19 protein-coding genes are annotated in these 19,018 nt (G+C 69.0%); 8 read left to right on the forward strand and 11 right to left on the reverse strand.

Annotated features, from left to right (window positions below; genetic code table 11):
- The first annotated feature begins 46 nt into the window (after positions 1-46).
- Positions 47-1,624, forward strand: a complete 1,578-nt coding sequence (locus DSHI_RS03470; RefSeq protein WP_012177356.1) for a DUF5928 domain-containing protein — start codon at positions 47-49, stop codon at positions 1,622-1,624.
- An 8-nt stretch (positions 1,625-1,632) separates the two neighbouring features.
- Positions 1,633-2,004: a histidine triad nucleotide-binding protein gene (locus tag DSHI_RS03475; protein WP_012177357.1), complete on the forward strand. Its 372-nt coding sequence runs from the start codon at positions 1,633-1,635 to the stop codon at positions 2,002-2,004.
- Positions 2,005-2,123: 119 nt separating this feature from the next.
- On the opposite strand, the gene DSHI_RS03480 is transcribed toward DSHI_RS03475, so the two are convergent.
- The 3 genes from DSHI_RS03480 to DSHI_RS03490 form a co-directional block, all read right to left on the reverse strand.
- Positions 2,124-3,197, reverse strand: coding sequence for a 5-(carboxyamino)imidazole ribonucleotide synthase (locus DSHI_RS03480; RefSeq protein ID WP_012177358.1), 1,074 nt, complete (start codon positions 3,195-3,197; stop codon positions 2,124-2,126).
- Positions 3,190-3,675, reverse strand: coding sequence for a 5-(carboxyamino)imidazole ribonucleotide mutase (gene purE, locus DSHI_RS03485; RefSeq protein WP_012177359.1), 486 nt, complete (start codon positions 3,673-3,675; stop codon positions 3,190-3,192). The genes DSHI_RS03480 and purE overlap by 8 nt, the downstream gene beginning before the upstream one ends.
- Positions 3,676-3,751: 76 nt before the next feature.
- Positions 3,752-3,970: a YdcH family protein gene (locus tag DSHI_RS03490; RefSeq protein ID WP_044028304.1), complete on the reverse strand. Its 219-nt coding sequence runs from the start codon at positions 3,968-3,970 to the stop codon at positions 3,752-3,754.
- A gap of 182 nt (positions 3,971-4,152) precedes the next feature.
- On the opposite strand from DSHI_RS03490, the gene DSHI_RS03495 reads away from it, so the two are divergent.
- Together DSHI_RS03495 and DSHI_RS03500 are read left to right on the forward strand one after the other, a co-directional pair.
- The gene (locus DSHI_RS03495) at positions 4,153-4,596 is read left to right on the forward strand and encodes an Hsp20 family protein (protein WP_012177361.1); all 444 of its coding nucleotides are present in this window, start codon (positions 4,153-4,155) and stop codon (positions 4,594-4,596) included.
- A complete protein-coding gene (locus DSHI_RS03500; protein ID WP_012177362.1) occupies positions 4,593-4,820 on the forward strand; it encodes a DUF1150 family protein in 228 nt (75 codons plus the stop codon). Before DSHI_RS03495 ends, DSHI_RS03500 begins: the two co-directional genes overlap by 4 nt.
- Before the next feature lie 7 nt (positions 4,821-4,827).
- Here the strand turns inward: DSHI_RS03500 and DSHI_RS03505 are convergent, their stop codons facing one another.
- Both DSHI_RS03505 and DSHI_RS03510 read right to left on the reverse strand, forming a co-directional pair.
- A complete protein-coding gene (locus DSHI_RS03505; RefSeq protein WP_012177363.1) occupies positions 4,828-5,724 on the reverse strand; it encodes an FAD:protein FMN transferase in 897 nt (298 codons plus the stop codon).
- Positions 5,721-7,811 carry a 4Fe-4S binding protein gene (locus tag DSHI_RS03510; RefSeq protein WP_012177364.1) on the reverse strand — a complete coding sequence of 697 codons (2,091 nt, stop codon included), beginning with the start codon at positions 7,809-7,811 and terminating at the stop codon, positions 5,721-5,723. Before DSHI_RS03510 ends, DSHI_RS03505 begins: the two co-directional genes overlap by 4 nt.
- Positions 7,812-7,918: 107 nt before the next feature.
- On the opposite strand from DSHI_RS03510, the gene DSHI_RS03515 reads away from it, so the two are divergent.
- Positions 7,919-8,695, forward strand: a complete 777-nt coding sequence (locus tag DSHI_RS03515) for an ABC transporter permease (RefSeq protein ID WP_012177365.1) — start codon at positions 7,919-7,921, stop codon at positions 8,693-8,695.
- 141 nt (positions 8,696-8,836) lie between these two features.
- Here the strand turns inward: DSHI_RS03515 and DSHI_RS03520 are convergent, their stop codons facing one another.
- From DSHI_RS03520 to DSHI_RS03545, 6 genes are read right to left on the reverse strand one after another with little or no spacing between them, the layout of a single operon-like run.
- Positions 8,837-10,201: an FAD-dependent oxidoreductase gene (locus DSHI_RS03520; protein ID WP_012177366.1), complete on the reverse strand. Its 1,365-nt coding sequence runs from the start codon at positions 10,199-10,201 to the stop codon at positions 8,837-8,839.
- Positions 10,198-11,025, reverse strand: coding sequence for an isocitrate lyase/PEP mutase family protein (locus DSHI_RS03525; protein WP_050757872.1), 828 nt, complete (start codon positions 11,023-11,025; stop codon positions 10,198-10,200). The genes DSHI_RS03520 and DSHI_RS03525 overlap by 4 nt, the downstream gene beginning before the upstream one ends.
- A gap of 47 nt (positions 11,026-11,072) precedes the next feature.
- The gene (locus DSHI_RS03530) at positions 11,073-11,675 is read right to left on the reverse strand and encodes a cysteine hydrolase family protein (protein WP_012177368.1); all 603 of its coding nucleotides are present in this window, start codon (positions 11,673-11,675) and stop codon (positions 11,073-11,075) included.
- Complete coding sequence (locus tag DSHI_RS03535) at positions 11,672-13,741, reverse strand: hydantoinase/oxoprolinase family protein (protein ID WP_012177369.1); 2,070 nt, start codon at positions 13,739-13,741, stop codon at positions 11,672-11,674. Before DSHI_RS03535 ends, DSHI_RS03530 begins: the two co-directional genes overlap by 4 nt.
- Complete coding sequence (locus tag DSHI_RS03540) at positions 13,738-15,435, reverse strand: hydantoinase B/oxoprolinase family protein (protein WP_012177370.1); 1,698 nt, start codon at positions 15,433-15,435, stop codon at positions 13,738-13,740. Before DSHI_RS03540 ends, DSHI_RS03535 begins: the two co-directional genes overlap by 4 nt.
- On the reverse strand, positions 15,432-16,007 hold the full coding sequence (locus tag DSHI_RS03545; protein WP_012177371.1) for a nuclear transport factor 2 family protein: 576 nt from the start codon (positions 16,005-16,007) through the stop codon (positions 15,432-15,434). Before DSHI_RS03545 ends, DSHI_RS03540 begins: the two co-directional genes overlap by 4 nt.
- Positions 16,008-16,164: 157 nt before the next feature.
- On the opposite strand from DSHI_RS03545, the gene DSHI_RS03550 reads away from it, so the two are divergent.
- Genes DSHI_RS03550 through leuD form a run of 3 tightly spaced genes read left to right on the forward strand, consistent with a single transcriptional unit; the run spans position 16,165 to position 19,012 of the window.
- Positions 16,165-16,965 carry a GntR family transcriptional regulator gene (locus tag DSHI_RS03550; protein WP_012177372.1) on the forward strand — a complete coding sequence of 267 codons (801 nt, stop codon included), beginning with the start codon at positions 16,165-16,167 and terminating at the stop codon, positions 16,963-16,965.
- Positions 16,962-18,356 carry a 3-isopropylmalate dehydratase large subunit gene (gene leuC / locus DSHI_RS03555; RefSeq protein ID WP_012177373.1) on the forward strand — a complete coding sequence of 465 codons (1,395 nt, stop codon included), beginning with the start codon at positions 16,962-16,964 and terminating at the stop codon, positions 18,354-18,356. Before DSHI_RS03550 ends, leuC begins: the two co-directional genes overlap by 4 nt.
- A complete protein-coding gene (leuD, locus tag DSHI_RS03560; RefSeq protein WP_012177374.1) occupies positions 18,353-19,012 on the forward strand; it encodes a 3-isopropylmalate dehydratase small subunit in 660 nt (219 codons plus the stop codon). Before leuC ends, leuD begins: the two co-directional genes overlap by 4 nt.
- The last annotated feature ends 6 nt before the right edge of the window (positions 19,013-19,018 follow it).

Below are 19,018 nucleotides of genomic sequence, written 5' to 3' on the forward strand. Positions count from 1 at the left end.
TTGCGGTCTATGAAAGCGGAAAAACAGCGAACCCGAGGTCGCGCGCTTGGCAAGAATTGCCTTCATCCTGCTCTGTCACAAGGACCCGGACGCGGTCATCGCCCAGGCCCGGCGCCTGGTCTCGGCCGGCGACTACGTGGCGATCCATTTCGACGCGCGCGCCCCGGAGGTCGATTTCACCGCCATTCATGCGGCCTTGCAGGACTCGCCCAACGTGGTCTTCGCCCGGCGACGGATCAAATGTGGTTGGGGGGAATGGTCGCTCGTGGCCGCGACGCTGGAGGCTCTGCGTGCCGCCGTGACCACCTGGCCCGACGCCACCCATTTCTACATGGTCTCCGGCGACTGCATGCCGATCAAGACCGCGGAATATGCCCACGCCTTTCTGGACCAGCGCGACTGCGACTATATCGAGGCGGTTGATTTCTTCACCTCCGGCTGGATCCGGACGGGGATGCAGGAAGACCGGCTCTACTATCGTCACTGGTTCAACGAACGCGAGCAAAAGCGGCTCTTCTACGCCTCCCTCGGGGTGCAGCGCGCGCTCAAGCTTGCCCGCGAGGTGCCCGAGGGGATCAAGGTGCATATCGGCTCGCAGTGGTGGTGCCTGCGCCGCGCCACGGTCGAAACCCTGCTGGCCTTCTGCGCCGAGCGTCCGGATGTGGTGCGCTTCTTCTCGACCACCTGGATTCCGGACGAAACCTTCTTCCAGACCCTTGTGCGTCACCTGATCCCCGAGGCGGAGATCGAAAGCCGCACGCCGACCTTCCTGATGTTCTCCGATTACGGGATGCCGGTGACCTTCTACAACGACCACTACGACCTGCTGCTGGGGCAGGATTTCCTTTTCGCCCGCAAGATTTCCGCCGAGGCGCAGGAGCTCAAGGACCGGCTCGGCGCGCTCTGGGCCGAGACCGGCCGCAGCTTCGCGATCTCGGGGGAAGGCAAGCGGCTCCATGCCTTCCTGACCGGGCAGGGCCGGGTCGGGCGGCGCTACGTCCCGCGCTTCTGGGAGGCCGAGGGCAGTCTGGGCCGGGAGCGGGAGCTGCTGCTGATCGCGTGCAAGAAGTGGCATGTGGCCAAGCGGGTGCTCGCTCGCGCGCAGGAAGAGCTGGACGTTCAGGGCGTGGCTTTCGCCTTTCACGAAGAGGATTGCGTGCTGCCGGACCTGGGCGGGATCGAGAAAACCCTGCAAAAGCGCGCGCGCCATCGCCGCGCCCTGGTGCGGATGCTGTTCGACTATTACCAGACCGACCGGCTGGCGCTCTGCATCGATCCCAGTGCGATCGACCTGATGCAGGACTTCTTCACCGACCGGTCGCGGACCAAGCTGCTGGAGATCGAGTGCGGCTTTTCCGACAGCTACCTGATCGGGCATGCCCGCCGCGTGGGCCTGGCCAGCGATCACAGCCCGGACACGGTGCTGCGCGAACTGGTGCCCACGATCCGCGCCGAGATCGCGTTCGAGCGGGAGCGGATCCGCGACGCGGGCTTCTCGGAGGTCTACCGCATGTCCGAGAGCCATTCCGCCGAAACCAACGCCGTGGCCCTTGCAGGCTTCTTCGGCGTACCGGAGATACGGGCCGAGAGCCTTGCCCGCACCGACCATCTTTTCACCGACTGAGGACGCCCATGGCCCATACCTACGATCCCGAGAATATCTTCGCCAAGATCCTGCGCGGCGAGCTGCCGAACAAGACGGTGCTGGAGACCGCGCATACCCTGGCCTTCCACGACATCTATCCCCAGGCGCCGGTGCATGTGCTGGTGATCCCCAAGGGCCCCTATGTCAGCTATGATCATTTCGCCGCCGAGGCGTCGGATGCAGAGGTGCTCGATTACACCCGCACCATCTCGAAGGTCTGCGAGATGCTGGAGGTGGGCGAAAAGGGGTTCCGGCTGATCTCGAATGCGGGCGAGCTCGGTGTGCAGGAGGTGCCGCACCTGCATGTCCATATCCTGTCGGGCCGTCCACTGGGGCGGATGCTGAACCCGCCCGCCTGACCGGGACCAAAATCCTTGAGCAAGGATTTTGGCAAAAGTCTTGCTCAAGACTTTTGCGCCCGGGGCGGGGCGGATGCGCGAGGGGGGGGGAAGATCCTTGGAAGGATCTTGGGCCCGGCTCAGCCCGGGCGCATGATCCGGTTGGCGTGGCCCATCTTGCGGCCCGCCCTGGTCTCGGCCTTGCCATAGAGATGCAGGGCCACGTCGCGCGCCGCGGCCAGCTCCGGCACCCGGTCCATGTCCGACCCGATGAGGTTCTCCATCACCACATCCGCATGGCGCTGCCCGTCGCCGAGGGGCCAGCCCGCCACGGCGCGGATATGCTGCTCGAACTGGTCTATGACGCAGCCGGTCTGGGTCCAGTGGCCGGAATTGTGCACCCGCGGCGCGATCTCGTTCACGATCAGCCCGCCGCGGGTCACGAACAGCTCCACCCCCATCACCCCGACATAATCGAGCGCGTTCAGGATCCGCCCCGCCAGCAGCACTGCATCCGTGCGCTGGGCATGGCTGAGCCGCGCGGGCACCGTGGTCGTGGCCAGAATGCCGTCCCGGTGCACGTTCTCGCCGGGATCGAAACAGGCCACGGCCCCGTCCTGCCCGCGCGCCGCGATCACCGACACCTCGTGGGAGAACTCCACGAACCCTTCCAGGATCGCGGGCGCCCCGGCCATGGCCGCGAGCGCCTCCGCCGCGTCGCCGGGCGCAGTCAGCCGCGTCTGGCCCTTGCCGTCATAGCCCAGTCGCCGGGTCTTGAGGATCGCGGGCGTGCCGATGGCGGCAAGGGCGGCCTCCAGCCCCGCGGCGTCGTCGACGGGCGCGAAGGGCGCGGTTTGCAGACCGAGCCCGCGCAGGAATTCCTTCTCCGTCAGCCGGTCCTGGCTCACGGCCAGGGCGCGTCGGCCGGGATGGATCGGGCGCAGCGCCTCCAGCACGTCGAGCGCGGCGGTGGGGATGTTCTCGAACTCGTAGGTGATCACGTCCACGACCTCGGCGAAGCGTCGCAGCGCGTCCAGATCGTCATAGCCGGCGGTGGTCACCGCCTCGGCCACCTGGCCCGCAGGCGGGGCGGCCCCCGGCTCGAAGATATGGCACCGAAACCCCAGCCGCGCCGCGGCCATCGACAGCATCCGCCCCAACTGCCCGCCGCCCAGCATCCCGATCACCGCCCCGGGGGCCAGCGGCTCAGTCATCGCTGGGCTCCTCGGGGATCGCCGCCGAAAGGGCCGCGCGCCAATCCTCCAGCCGGGCCGCCACCGCCTCGTCCGAGGTGGCGAGAATCGCCGCCGCCATCAGCGCCCCGTTGGCCGCGCCCGCCGCGCCGATCGCCATGGTCGCCACGGGAAAGCCCTTGGGCATCTGCACGATGGAATAGAGGCTGTCGACCCCCGACAGCGCCCTGGTCTGCACCGGCACGCCGATCACCGGCACCCGGGTCTTGGAGGCCATCATCCCCGGCAGATGCGCCGCCCCCCCGGCCCCGGCGATGATCGCCTTCAGCCCGCGGCCTGCCGCGGTCTTGCCATACTCCCACAGCCGGTCCGGCGTGCGATGCGCGCTGACGATCTTCGTCTCGTAGGCGATGCCCAGCTCGTCGAGCAGGGCGGCGGCCTCGCGCATGGTGGCCCAGTCCGACTGGCTACCCATGATGATACCGACAGGTACGGTCATATCCCTCTCCATCTTCGGGAAGCGGCACTATACCCATGCCCGCCCCATTGGCAATCGCGAGGCTCGGGCGTCCGGCTCAGGCGATGATGTCGGGAAAAAGCTCGTCCTCGATCCGCGCGATCTGGTCCTTCAGGGCCAGTTTGCGCTTCTTCAGCCGCTTGAGGGTCAGCTGATCCGGGGCCGGGCGCTCGCCCAGGGCCTCGATCGCCTCATCCAGATCGCGATGCTCGCGCCGCAGCACCTCCAGCTCGTATTTGAGCACTTCTTCACGGCTCATCGCGCCGGTGCCATTCATGCCCATCACTCCCTCTCGCCCACGCTCCAAGGTCTACTGCGTTTGCAGGGCCCGGGGAAGCCCCGCCGGGCGCCTGCGTCAAACCCTTGCAGCCCGCGCCGCGCCTCCCCATATTCAAACGCAGCCCCCGGGTCGCCTTTCGGGGCCCGGGGCGCCACGTCGCTTTTCGAAGGACATAGACCATGACGAAGATGACCCTGGGCGCGCACCCCTTCCTGCTGGGCTTCGATCAACTCGAACGCCTGGTGGAGCGGACCGCCAAGACCGGCAATGACGGCTATCCGCCCTACAATATCGAACAGGCCTCCGAGAACCGCTACCGCATCACGCTGGCCCTTGCGGGTTTTCACGAAGACGACCTTTCGATCACCGTCGAGGACCGGCAACTGGTGATCCGCGGCCGTCAGCGCGATGAGACCGACGGTCGGATCTTCCTGCACCGCGGCATTGCCACCCGCCAGTTCCAGCGCAGCTTCGTGCTGGCCGATGGCGTCGATGTCAGCGGGGCTACCATGGAGAACGGCCTGCTCCATGTGGACCTCAAGCGCGACGTGCCCGAGCCGGTCGTGCAGACCATCCAGATCACCCCTTCCCGGGACCCCCAGAAGAAGGAACGTGCGAAATGACCCATGACTTCGATATCGACACCCCCGGGGCGGCCCCGATCGTCTATGTCCGCCCCGTGGATCAGAGCGAGCTGCCCGCCAATGTGCGCGCCCAGCTCGAAGATGTGTCCGAACTTTACGCCGTGCACGACGCCTCCGGCGCGCGGCTGGCGCTGGTGACGGACCGCGACGCGGCCTTCCTGCTCGCGCGCCAGAACGAAATGTCGCCGGTCCACGTCCACTGAGCGACGCTCACAGGGTGACCAGATCGCCCGCATGATCGATCAGGGTGACCCGCCGCAGGGCGGGCACCCGCGCCTGCACCGCGCCAATCTCTTCACGCCGCATCAGGCACAGCGCCGTGGAGAGCGCATCCGCCACCGTCGCGGTCTCTGCCTCCACCGACACCGTGGACCAGCGCGGCACGCGCCGCCCCAGCGGGTCGAGAATATGTGCCGTCCCGCCGAGGGACAGCGCCCGGGGGCTGGAGGTGGCAATCGCCCCATCGGTGATCTGCCGCGTGCCGACGAGCCCATGCGCCGGGTCCGAAAGCCCCACGCGCCAGGGCCCGCCAGCGCCGCGAAACTCCCCGATATTGACCAGCAACCGGCCCATGCCATGGGCGGCCAGCGTCTCGGCCACACGGTCCGTGGCAAAGCCCTGTCCGACCCCGTTGAAACTGAGTGCCTGACCGGGGGCGAGCCGCACCGCCCCCGCGTCCCAGCGCACCCGGGACCACCCCACCTGCGCCTGTGCGGTCTCGGGATCGAGGCCCCGGGCCAATGCGGACCAGAGCGGCTGGATGCTCGGGTCGAAGCGTCCTTCCGTGGCCTCGTACATCTGCCGCGACAACTCCATCAGCGCGAGGAACATCGGCTCCGGCGCCTCCAGCCGCCCGGTCGCGTTCAGCCGCGCCAGCGCCGAGGTGGGATCATAGAGGTTGAATTGCGTCTCCACCGCGCGCAGGGCGGCGCGGGCCGCGTCCAGCGCCGGTTGTGCCTTGCCCGGGGGGGCGTGCAGGGTGATCTCGCATTCCGCCCCCAGCGCCTCGCCGCGCCAACGGGTGAAGCCCGCGCCCGCCGCCGCAACCGGGCCCGCGGCCATGGCCGCCGCGCTGATGCTGAGAAACCGACGTCGATGCAGGTTCATTTCGCGGCCACCCCCTTCACACGCTGGTCCTTGCGCGCCTCCAGGATCAAAGGCACGCACATCTGCTTGCTGTCATGGATCGTCACGCAATCGAGGCATTGGAAACACTCGGAATAGGCGATTTCGCCCGTGGGCTGGATGGCGCCGTACTCGCATTTGACCCGGCACAGCTGACAGGGGGAGCCGCACTCCGCCCGCCGGGCGATCCAGTCGCGCCCGCGGACCAATCCGCCCAGCGCCATCACAGCCCCCAGCGGACAGACATAGCGGCAAAACCCCTTGAACAGCACCAGGGCGAGCCCCAGCCACAGCACCGCATAGGCGACGTAATACCATTCGCGCACGAAGAAGACCGTGATCGCGGTCTTGAACGGCTCCACCTCGGCGACCGTGTCCACATGCTGCGGCGCGATCAGGACCGTGGCGATCAGCCCGGCGAGGACCACGTATTTCAGCCCCTTGAGGCGGCGGTCCCAGGCCTCTGTCGGTTCGATCCGGGGCAGGCGCAGCTTGCGTCCGACATGGTGGGCAAACTCCTGCAGCGCCCCGAACGGGCAGAGCCAGCCGCAGAACAGCCCCCGCCCCCAGAGCACGAAGCCCAGGATCGTCACCCCCCAGATGACCAGCGAGAACGGATCATAAAGCAGGAAGGCGAAACTCGCCCCCTCCAGCGTCGTGCGCAGCACGCCCAGCACCGTGACGATGGACAGTTGCCCCTGTCCCCACCAGCCGATGAACACCGTCACGAAGGCGAGGATGCCCAGCCGGACAGGCGTGAACTGCGCCAGCCCCGCCAGCCAGTTCATCCGCGCCGCCAAGAGCGCCAGCAGCCCCGCCAGGAACACCGCCAGCACGATCAGGTCGGTCTGGCGGTTCAGCAGCGCCTCCTGCCAGGGCGGCAGGGGGCCGGTGATCTCGGGCCGCAGGAAGAAGCGCGGGTCCGAGGCATAGGTGGTGGTCAGGGTCACACTGCCGATTTCGGGCTGCAGCATGCCGTGGCTGCGCACGGCCTCCACTCCCAGGGTCCATTCGCGGGTCGGATCGAAGCCCAGCCGCCGGTCCGTGCGCAGGATCATCGCCACCCCGTCCTGCAGGGCGTCGGGCAGATCCGGGTGCAGCTCCACCAGGATATCGCTGTCGCGCAGGGCCACGGGCAACCCGTCTTGCGTGACCGACAGCCAGGCAGGCGCGGTGTTGCGCACGAAATCTTCCGAGACAAGGCCGTGGCGTCCGGTCTCGATCATCAGGATCGGCTCGTCGGAGCCCGAGATTTCAAGGAAATCCTGCAACTCCGCATAGCCGTCCTCTGACAGCAGCGCGCGCGCCACGGCGGGCGGGCCGAGATCCGCGATCCACAGGTCGAGATAGGGCGCCTCGGGTTCGTCCAGCGCCGCGGGGTCGTCATCTTCCCAGATCGTGTCCGCGAACTGCGCCTGTACCTCGGCGTTGCTCACCACTGTGCGCGTTAGCAGGCCCTGATCGATCAGATCCTGAAAGCTCAGGATCTCGGCGTTGTTCGGGTCCGGATAGGCGGGCGGGCCTGTGGCCACGCCCTGCATCTTCTGTCGTGCGACCTGCAACGTCGCGGCGAGGATCGACTCGTGGGCGATCCGCACGCTCGCCGTGGCCTTGGTCACCCCGTCGAGATAGATCAACCCGCCCCCCGCATCGCCGCCCCCGTAAGGCGTGCCGACCACGAGGCTGTCGGAAATCGACCGCCCCCGGTACTGCTCGAAAAACGCATGGAACGGCGCCTCGCCGAGCCCCGAGACGAAGATCGGCTCGTTATGCTCCAGCAGCACCACATGTTCGAACCGCCCCTCCAGATCGAGCAGCACCAGCAGGTTGATCGGCGCGCCGGAAAAGCCCGGCAGGGGCGCCATGGGTTCGGTCTCGAACACGTAGCCTGCCTGGGTGCCTCCGGCATTGAGCAACGACCACACCCCGTTCTCGCCCAGCGGCTCGCCAAGCGTGAAGGGCGGCAGGATCTGCGCGGCCATCTCCTCGCGGCTCAGGGGCTCGGCCCGCCCGGCAAGGGGCAGGAACAGGAGCGCCACGAGGGCCAGACGCATCAGGACCGACATCATTCCGCGACCCTAGGAGCCCGCCCGGCGGGGGCGAATTGGACCAAGGTCGCAAAGCCGGATGTCGCACAAGGGTTTGACTGCGCCCGCCGAGGTGCCAGACTGCGCCCATGGACATCAAGGCCAAGACGGAGAAGACGCGCACGACCCTGATCTCGCTGGTGATGCTGGGCATCGCCTGGCAGCTCGCGGCGTTGGGGCTGGCGGATTCCTCGGTCCTGCCCCCCCCGGCGGAAGTCTGGGCGATCCTGGTGGGCGAGTGGCGCTCCGGCGAGCTGGTGTTCCACATCACCCAGACCCTGCAACGGGTCGCGGCCGCGTTTTTCCTCGCCATGGGCATCGGCAGCGTGATTGGCGTGGTGCTGGGCAAGATGCCCGCGCTGGACCGCTGGCTCGACCCCTGGGTGGTGTTCTTCCTGAACCTGCCCGCGCTGGTGGTGATCGTGCTGTGCTACCTGTGGATCGGGCTGAACGAGACTGCGGCGATCGTGGCGGTGGCGCTGAACAAGACCGCCATGGTGATCGTGATCATGCGCGAAGGGGTCCGCTCGCTCGACCCGGACGTGGCGGAAATGGCGCGGGTCTATCGGTTCTCGGCCTGGAAACGCCTGCGCCACGTGCTGATCCCGCAGCTCGCGCCCTTCATCTCCACCGCCGTGCGCAACGGGCTGGCGGTCATCTGGAAGATCGTGCTGGTGGTGGAATTCCTCGGCCGGTCCAACGGGGTGGGCTTCCAGATCCACCTCTATTTCCAGCTCTTCGAGACTGGCTACGTGCTGGCCTATGCCCTGAGTTTCGTGGCGGTGATGCTGGCGCTGGAATACGCGCTGGTCCAACCCTGGGAGGCGCGGGCGCGCAAGTGGCGGCGGGTGCAGACCCCAGCCTGAGTTTCCGTTGGTGCCCCCGGACACGAGGTTTTGCGCTGGCCTGCGGCGCGGATATTTGAAGACTTGAGCTTTGCGGGGGTCGGGGAAAGGTGGGGTGGTCTTGCGCTGGGTAAGGTCGAACAGGCGCAGCGCCGGGCGCGCTCAGGCCGCCCCGGCCAGCCGACCCAGCACCACCGCACTTAGCAGCCCGTTGCCCGACAGATACCCGTCATCGCCCGACCCCGACACGCCGCAGGCGGCCCCGCCCACCGCATAGAGGTTCGGCAGCAGCCCGCCGGACGCCCGCCTGACACGGCCCGTGCCGGTCACGTCGAGCCCGCCCTGGGTGTGAAACAGCGCGCCGGTCACCCGCACCCCGTGATAGGGCGGGCGCAGCCGCTTGGTCGGGTCGAACACCCGCCCGAAGTTGCAGGTCGTCGTGCCTTCGATCTCCACCATCGTCTCCACCAGCGCGCCCCCGGGCAGATCGAGCCGCGCGGCCAGCGCTTCGGGCGTGTCCGCGGTCACGATCGCGCCCGCGGCCTCAGCGGCGCGAAAATCCTCGAACTGGCGCGCGATGCTGGCAATGCGGCTGTCGAAGATGGCATAGGCCTCGCCCCCTGGCTGGGCGATGACGGTGCGCGCGGCCTCGGAATAGCCCTGCAGCTCGTTCCAGAACCGGCGGCCGTCGCGGTTGACCTGGATGCCGCCCTCCGAAAGCACCGCCCAGGTCACGAGGACCCCATGGGGATGCGCGACGTTGCCATGGCCCTGATAGGCGCCCAGATGGCGCATCCGCGCGCCCAGCGCCTCCCCCCAGCGGATCGCGTCGCCGGTATTGCCCGCATGGCCGAAATAGAGCGCGTCGCGGATCTCGGGCGTGTATGCGGCCACCATCTCGGGATTGCCGCCGAACCCGTTGCAGGCCAGGATCAGGCGGTCGCAGCCCACGGTTTCCAGCCCGCCATCGGGCCGCGCGTAGCCGACACCCTGCACCCGGCCCGCGGCATCGGCAAAGAGCGTCGTGACATGGGCGCCGGTCAGGATGTCGATCCCGCGCGCGGTGCAGGTGTTGCGCAACCGGTCCACCAGTTCCCGCCCCGCCCGGCTAGGCAGACCGTGCATCCGGCGGCGCGAATGGCCCGGGTAGTCGAAATCCGACACCACCGAGAACGGCATCCCGTGGGTCCCGGCCAGCCAGTCGAGCGTCGGACCCGAGGCTGCGGTCAGGGCCGCGACCACCTCCGGATCGGCCTCACCCCCGGCCTTGCGCTGGATATCGGCGGCAAAACGCTCTGCGCTGTCGTCGATCCCCGCCTCGGCCTGCAGGGTACTGCCCGCCGCCGGGATCAGCCCGGCCGAGAGCGCGGTCGACCCGGTCTGCACAGCGTCCCGCTCCAGGATCACGCAGGCGCGCCGGGCCTCCTGGCAGGCGAGGGCCGCGGTCATGCCCGCCGCGCCGCCGCCCACGATCACCGTGTCCACCGTGACCGCGAACCCGTCCTCTGGCGGGGCCGTCACGGTCATGTGCCCGGTCCTTCATAGGCCTTTCCGCGCGCCAGCATCTCCGCCGTGCCCAGCCGCGCGTTCAGGTCCTGGAAGTCGAACATCCGGTCGCGGAAGGCCGCGTTCGATCCGGTCTCCGACAGGCTCAGATAGTAGGCTTCCGCTGTGCGGGCGAGGGCCCGGACGATCCCGCCGGGAAAGATGACCAGCGCATATCCCAGCGCTTCGAGCTCCCGGGCGGATTTCATTGGGGTCTCGCCGCCCTCCACCATGTTGGCAAGCAGGGGTACCCGACCCCGGAACCGTTGGGCGATGGCGGTCAGTTGCGCTTCCGATTGCGGGGCCTCGATGAACAGGATGTCGGCCCCGGCCTCCAGGTAGGTCTCGGCCCGCTCCTGCGCGGCCTCGAACCCCTCCACCGCCACCGCGTCGGTGCGTGCGATGATCAGGGTTTGCGCCGCGTGGCGGGCATCGGCCATGGCGCGGATCTTGCCGGCCATTTCCTGCGCCGGGATCAGCGTCTTGTCGGCCAGATGCCCGCAGCGCTTGGGGTAGGCCTGATCCTCGATCTGGAGCGCATTGGCCCCGGCGCGCTCATAGAGCCGCATGGTGCGCTGGGCATTGAGCGCATTGCCGAAGCCCGTGTCCGCATCGATTATGATCGGCGTGCTGACCCGGTCGCGGATCAGCGACAGGGTCTCGGTCATCTCGGTCACCGAGGTCAGGCCGATATCGGGCCGCCCGAGCCGTGTGTAGGAGACCGCCGCGCCCGACAGGTAGAGCGCGGGGAACCCCGCGGCCTCGGCCAGCGAGGCGGTCAGGGCGTCATAGACCCCGGGCGCCATCACGATGCCGGGGCGGGTGAAATCCCAGCAAGGGGTGGCCGGGCCGCTCACAGCATCGCCTCCGCCTCGGCGCAGCTGCGGATCTCGGTGACCGTACCGAGGGAGGTCAGGGTGGCGTCGTGCACCGCCGGGTCGAAGGCGCCGCTGCCATCGCCGAGCAGGACGGTGTGGATGTTGCGCAGATGGGCGTCCCGCACGGTGGAGGCGACGCCGCCATTGGTCACGATCCCGCCGATGATCAGCGTATCGATCTCCAGCGCGCGCAGGATGTATTCCAGACGGGTCTGGTAGAAGGCTGAATAGGCGACCTTCTCGATGGTGAAATCCGCAGGCGCGAGCGTGTCCACAAGGCCGTGCCCCCAGCCACCGGGGCGGAAATCCCCGCGCCCGAGGAAGGGGCGCAGGCGTTGCAGATGCTCGGCGATCAGCGGATTTCCGTCCCGGTCGGGCACCAGGGTGAACTGGGCCGAGATGAAGGTTCCGCCCTTTTCGCGCAGCCGGTCGCGCAGGGGGGCGATCCGGTCGGGCAGGGCCACCAGGTGCGGCGCGGTCTGGCCCGCGCGCCCGTAGGCGCCCTCTGGGTGAAGGAAGTCGTTCTGCAGATCGATGGTCAGCAGGGCGGTGCGTTTGGGGTCGAGGGGGGCGCTCATGGGGCGGGCTCCGCAGGCTGCGAGAAGGTCAGGATGAGATTGCCGAACCTGTCCACCGTGCCGGTCTGCCCGGGCTCGATCAGGATCGTGGTGTCGGGTTGCTCCAGGATGGCCGGGCCCCGGATCACCGTGCCCACAGGCAGGGCGAGGCGGGCGTAAAGGGCCGTCTCGTGCCAGCGGTCGCCGAAATGCACGGGGCGGGTGGCGCGCGGGGTCGCGGGGCCCGCGTCCGTCGGGGCGAGGGAGGCGAGGTCGAATTTCGGTCGCCGCCCGATCACCGATGTCCGCAGGTTCAGCACCCGCCGCACGCCCCCGGGCAAGAGCCGTCCGAAGGCCGCGCCGTAGGCCGCATCGAAGGCCGCGGCGATCTCGTCGACCGTGGGCGGCTCCACCCCGTCCGCACCATGGCGCACCGGGATCGGCACCGCGACCGTATGGGTCTGGCCGAGATAGGCCATGTCGAGGCTGACCTCAACTTCGCGCCGGGCGAACCGGCTCCGCGCGGCGTCGAGGGTCGCCATCCCGTCGGCCACATGGGCCTCCAGCAGCGGCGCCAGCACCCCCGGCGTCTCCGGTCCCAGCATCCCGCCCACGGTCTGCACGAAATCCTGCCGCATATCCGCGATCACGCAGCCCATGGCCGAGGTCACGCCCGGATAGCGCGGGATGATCGCGCGCCCCAGCCCCACCTCGCGCAGCAGCGCCCCGGCATGGAGCGCGCCGCCCCCGCCGAAGGGCATGAAGGCGAAATCCTTGGGGTCATGCCCGCGCTCGATGCTCACCAGCCGGATCGCCCCCGCCATCCGCGCATTCGCCACGGTCAGGATCGCTTCGGCCGCCGCCAACGGGTCGAGACCCAGCGGAGCGCCCACATGGGCCGCGATGGCCGACCGCGCCGCCGCCACGTCCAGCCGCGCGAGTGCGCCGCCAATCGGCCGCTCCGGATCGATCCGCCCCAGCACCACGTTGGCATCCGTGACCGTGGGCCGCGTATTGCCCTGCCCGTAAGCCACCGGGCCGGGGGTCGAGCCCGCGCTTTCCGGGCCGATCTGCAAGAGCCCGCCCTTGTCGACCCAGGCGATGGAGCCACCGCCCGCGCCGATGGTCGCGATCTCGATCATCGGGGTGCGCACGACCATGCCGAAATCGATTGCCGTCTGCGGGCTCAGCGCCGGGGTGCCACCGGTGACCAGCGCCACGTCGAAGCTGGTCCCGCCCATGTCGCCCGTGATCACGTCCGGAAACCCGGCGCTTTCGGCGATATAGGCCGCCGCCGTCACCCCCGCCGCGGGCCCCGACAGCGCCGTGCGCACGGGCCGGGCACACGCCGTCTCGACGCTCATCACACCGCCATTGGACTGCACGATCAGGAACTCGCCGCCAAAGCCGCCGCGCCCCAACGCCCCGCCCAGCCGGTCGAGATACCCCGCCACCTCGGGCTGAAGGTACGCGTTCAAAGCGGTGGTCGAGAACCGCTCGAACTCCCGCAATTCCGGCAGGATCTCCGCCGAGCCGCTGACATGGGGCGTGGGCCAGAGGGCGCGCACCGCCTCCAGCGCCGCCGCCTCGTTGGCCGGGTTGGCATAGCTGTTGACGAACAGCACCGCGATGGCGTCGCAGCCTGCTTCGCGCAGTTGCACCGCCGCCGCCCGCACCGCCTCCAGATCCACGGGCGTGTGCACCGTGCCATCGGCCAGCACCCGTTCCGGCACCTCCAGGCGCAGGTCGCGGGGCACCACGGGCGTGAAATCGCCCCGCAGCCCCCAGGTCTGCCGCCGGTCCCGGCGCCGCATCTCCAACACGTCGCGGAACCCTTGCGTGGTGATCACGCCCACCTTCGCGCCCTTGCGCTCCAGCAGGGCATTGGTCCCGGCAGTCGTGCCATGGACCACCGCGCCCAGGGCGCCGAAATCCGCCACATGCACGCCGATCCCGTCAAGAAATCCGCCCGACTGGTCGGGCCGCGAGGTCGGCACCTTGGCCACCCGCGCGGTGCCCGCCGCCTCGTCGAGAACGAACACATCGGTGAAGGTGCCCCCCACATCCACGCCCACCAGAACGCTCATACCGGCAGCTCCTGCCAGGCGGGACCGTAGGTTTCGGTCGCCACCTCGGGGCTCAGATAGCCAAGCGCCACGTCCCGCGCGACACGTTCCGGCGCGCGCGCCGCCGCCGGGCCGTAGCCCCCGCCGCCCGGCGTCTCCAACCGGACCCGCTGCCCGCGCCGCAGCTTCATGCCCACGGCTTTCGAGGCCAGCGCCGGGGTTTGCCAGCCTGCGTCGGTCTCATGGGCGAACACATTGAGCGCCGCCGCCCCGCCGCCCGCGACCCCTTGCGGCGCGAACCGCCCGCGCTCGCCGAACAGAAACGCCTCGGCCTCCTCCTCCAGCAACTCGATCTCGTAAACCGCGCCGAGGCCCCCACGCTGCGCCCCCGCGCCCGCGCTGTCGGGGCGCAGCGCCCATTGCCGGAACATCACGGGATAGGCCGCCTCCAGGATCTCCGCAGGTGGGATTGTGGCAGTGGAAATCGGTGCATTGCCGTGGTTCAGCCCGTCGCTCTCGAGGCTGCCACCATGCCCGCCGCCGTAGAAGGAAAACATCACCCAGCGCGCCCCGTTGGCCCGCGTCCCGGCAATCGACAGCGCGTTGATCGTGCCATAGGCATTGGCAACCACCCGCTCCGGCGCTGCCTGCGCGGCGGCGGAAAAGATCACGTCGATCATGCGCAGGATCGTCTCGGTATACCCCCCCGTGGGTGCGGGGAATTCCGCTGCAAGCAGCGATCCCTCGGGCACCGTCACCGTGATCGGGCGCATCACCCCGGCATTGGCGGGCAGGTTCGGAAAGATATGCTTGATCGCCACGTAGGCCGTGGCAATCGCTGTGGGCAGGGCGATGTTGACCGGCCCCTTCACCGCGCCCGCCGTGCCGGTGAAATCGAGCGTCAGCCGGTCGCCCGTGACCTCCAGCGCGACCCGGATCGGCAGCGCCTCCGGGTCGATCCCGTCATTGTCGAGGAAATCCTCCGCCTTCCACCGGCCATCGGGCAGGGCGGCGATCTCGGCGCGCATGAGCGTCTCGGCCCGGTCGGTCAGGGCGGTCAGGGCCGCCTGCACGGTGTCCGTGCCATAGTCGTTCAGCAGGGCGTCGAGCCGTTTTGCGCCCAGATCCAGTGCGCTCAACTGCCCGTTCAGATCGCCCTGGGCCGAGGCGGGCAGGCGGGTGTTGCGCAGCAGGATATCGACGATGTCCTGTTGCAGCACACCCGCGCGCACCAGTTTCACCGGCGGCAGGACGAAGGCCTCCTGAAACACCTCCATGGCCGCGGGGTTGTAGTTGCCCGGCACCGCCCCGCCCACATCGTGCCAATGGCCGACCGAGGCGAGGTAGCAGACCAGCTTGCCATCCCGGAAGAACGGCCGCACCAGCCGCATGTCGCTCAGGTGGGTGCCGCCGATATGGGCGTCGTTGAAGATATAGACATCGCCCTCGGCCAGGTCGCCGTCGCGCGCGGCCTTCTCGATCACCGCCTTCACCGCAAAGGCCATCACACCCACGAAGATCGGCAGGCCGGACTTGCCCTGCACCAGCGTGTCGCCGGTCTCTGCATGGTAAAGCCCGTGGGAGGCATCATGCGCCTCTGCGATGATCGGGTTGAACGCCGCGCGGAAGAGCGTCGCGTCCATCTCGTCGGCGATCTGCTCCATCCGCCCGGCGAGCACGGCCAGGGTGATCGGGTCGATCTCGGGCGTGGTCATGCAGGGTCTTTCCGGGCCTGCATCGCGGCGGCCATGTCGTTCCAGACCTCCTGGCGGGTGATCTTGCTGTCGGTCAGCTCGAACCGGTCGATGAAGCGGATGCCCTCGAACGGCGTGTCGTCCGGCCAGAGGCCCGACAGGGTGCCGTGGCAATGGACCACCGCGCCGGTCTCGGACGGGGCGGTGTCGATGCCCTCGAAGGTCTTGGTGACCCGCTTGTAACGCTCGGCGGACCAGGCCACGAGCGCGTCGAGATCGGTCATGCGGACCCCGCCCGGAAAGATCATCTCGAACTCCGCGCCCAGATACCCCGCGGCGGTGTCGAGATCGCGCGCCTCCATCGCCGCGAGGTACGCCTGCACGGTCTCGGCCGGGTCGGGCAGGGGCGGCGCGGGGAAGCGGTTCTGCCCGCCGCGCATGTAGCCAGAGGCCGCGACCTCATGGGTCAGCACGGTGATCCCGTCGGGGTCGGCCGGGATGACCAGCCGTGCGCCATCGGTCAGGGCCTTGCCCAGCCGGGTCTTCACCTCGTCCCCGTATCCCGCGATCAGATGTACCTCGATAACCGGCATATGCGTCGTCCCTCCCCCTCTTGCAGATCGTGACCTGTCTGCTTTGCAATACAGGTCATGGTATCTCAAAAACCGCAAAAGTGTAGTCTGTGTCGTGCCATTTCTTGCGCTTTGCGCGGACCGGGCTAATCTTCACCGTGGAGAAGGAGGGGTTTCAGTGGACGGTGGCAGCGGCACCCATCTGCCCGAAGGCGGCAAGGCCCGGCGGGTCTACCTGCAGCTGCGGGACATGCTCAGCCGTGGCGCGTTGCGCCCGGGCGATACCCTGCCGGGCGAGCAGAAGATGGCCGCCCAGTACGGCGTCAGCCGGGTCACGATCCGCCGCGCGCTGGAGGCCCTGGCCGATGACGGGCTGATCGACAAGCGGGCGGGGGCGGGCAGCACCGTGCGGGAGACCGCGCAGGACACGCCGCTGGCGGGCAACCTCGCCTCACTCATGCCGCAGCTCGTGGAGATGGGCCAGCGCACCGAGGCGCGGCTGCTGTCCTTTGCCTATGGTCCCGCGCCGGCGGCGGTGGTCCGGGCGCTGGGGCTGGCGGAGGCGGTCACGGTGCAGACCGCGGTCCGCGTGCGCCTGCTGCGCGGGGTGCCGTTCTCGCACCTGACGACCCATGTGCCCGCCGAGATCGCGACGAACTATTCCGAAGCGGATCTCGCGACAACGCCGCTCTTTCGCCTGCTGGAGCGCAGCGGAGTGCGGATCGCGTCCGCGCGCCAGTCCGTGACCGCGACCCTGGCCACGCCGGAGGTGGCCGCGGCGCTCGATGTGAGCGTCGGGTCGGCCCTGACGGCGCTGACCCGGATCGTGACCGATGATCAGGGGCAGTGGGTGGAGTACCTCTCGGCGCTTTACCGGCCGGACCTTTACCGGCTGGACATGACCCTGAGCCGGGTCGGCGCGGGGGAGGATCGCCATTGGCAGCCGGTGATCGGCGCGCCGCCGGAGACCGACCCATGAGCACGCCGCGGACCCTGCTGGAGAAGCTCTGGGCGGCCCATGAGGTTACCCGCCGGGAAGATGGCGCGTCGCTTCTGTGGGTGGACCGGCACCTGCTGCACGAGGGGTCGCACCATGCCTTTGCCAAGCTGGCCGAGCGGGGCCTGTCCGTGGCCGCCCCGGCGCAGACCTTTGCGGTGATGGACCACTACGCGCCGACCCGCGACCGGGCGGCGGAGGGGGCGACGCCGGAGATCCGGGCGATGATCGCCCGGCTGCGCGAGAACGCGGAAATTCACCAAATTCGGCTTTTCGATCTTTTCGACCGCGATCAGGGGATCGTCCATGTGATCGGACCGGAGCAGGGGCTGACCTTGCCGGGGCTGACGATCAACTGCGGCGACAGCCATACCTCGACCCATGGGGCGTTCGGGGCGCTGGCCTTCGGGATTGGGGCGACCGAGGTGGCCCATGTGCTGGCGACCCAGACAGTCTGGCAGACCCGGCCGAAGACCTTGCGCCTGCGGTTCGACGGGCGGCTCGGGCCGGGGGTGGGCGCCAAGGACCTCGCACTGGCCTGGATCGCGGCCCTGGGCTCGGACGGCGCGCGCGGCCATGCCATCGAATACACCGGCGAGGCGGTGCGGCGCCTGTCGATGGAGGGGCGGATGACGCTTTGCAACCTGTCGATCGAGGGCGGTGCGAAGCTGGGCCTGATCGCGCCGGACGAGACGACATTTGCTTACCTGCGGGGAAGGCCCCATGCGCCCGACGGGGCCGATTGGGGCCGCGCGGTGGAAGACTGGGCCGCCTTGCGCAGCGACGAGGACGCCGTGTTCGACCGGGAAGAAACCCTCGATTGTGCGGCGATTGCGCCGGTCGTGACCTGGGGCACGCGGCCTGACCAGGCCATTCCGGTGACCGAAAACCTTCCCCGCGGGGAAGGTTCCGAGGTTAATTCTGCGTTAACTTATATGGGGTTACGGGCCGGGGCGCCGATTGCAGGCACGCCCGTGGATCAGGTCTTCATCGGCTCCTGCACCAATGGCCGGATCGAGGATCTGCGCGCCGCGGCCGCCGTGCTGGCCGGGCGGCGCGCACGGGTGCCCGGGCAGGTCACCCCCGGGTCCGCGCGGATCAAGGCGCAGGCGGAGCAGGAGGGTCTGGCGGAGATCTTCATTGCCGCGGGGCTGGAATGGACCGAGGCGGGCTGTGCCATGTGCGTGGGCATGAATGGGGACCTCGTGGCGCCGGGCAAGCGCTGTGCCTCTTCTACCAACCGGAATTTCCGGGGGCGGCAGGGGCCGGGGGCGCGGACGCATCTGATGTCGCCCGCCATGGTCGCCGCCGCCGCCGTCACCGGCGAGATCACCGATGTGCGGCCCCTTCTGGCCGGGCGGGCGGTGGCATGAGCGCGCGCGGCTGGACCCGGCACACCGGGCGCGCGGCGGCCCTGCCGATGGAGGCGGTCGATACCGACCAGCTGATCCCGGCGCGGTTCATGTCCACGCCGCGGGCCGAAGGGTACGGGCGATACCTGCTGCATGATCTGCGCTTTTGCGATGGCTGTGTGCCGCGGCCCGAGTTCGCCCTGAACCGGGTCGAGAATGCGGGTGCCACGATCCTGGTGACGGGGCGGAATTTCGGGTCCGGCTCGTCGCGGGAGGCGGCGGTCTATGCCCTGATGGATTTTGGTATCCGGGCAGTGGTCGCGCCGAGCTTCGGGGACATTTTCGCGGCCAACGCGGTGAATAACGGGCTTTGCCCGGTGCAGGTGCGGCCCGAGGATGGCGCGGCCCTGCTGCGCGGGCTGGAACGCGGGGCGCGGCAGATGACCGTGGATCTGGAGGCTTGCGCGCTGCGCGGGCCGCTGGGGACCGTGGGCTTCACCCTCGACCCCGTGTGGCGACGCAAGCTGATCGAGGGTCTGGACGATATCGACCTGACCCGCGCCTACGGGGCGGAGATTGCGGCGTTTCGGGCGGCCGATGCCGCGGCGCGGCCCTGGGCGGCGCTGGACATGACAGAAAAGACCACAGGGAGGGGCCGCCCGGAGCGGTCCGCATAAAAGGGA

This window comes from Dinoroseobacter shibae DFL 12 = DSM 16493 (assembly GCF_000018145.1).
Taxonomy (GTDB): Bacteria; Pseudomonadota; Alphaproteobacteria; order Rhodobacterales; family Rhodobacteraceae; genus Dinoroseobacter; species Dinoroseobacter shibae.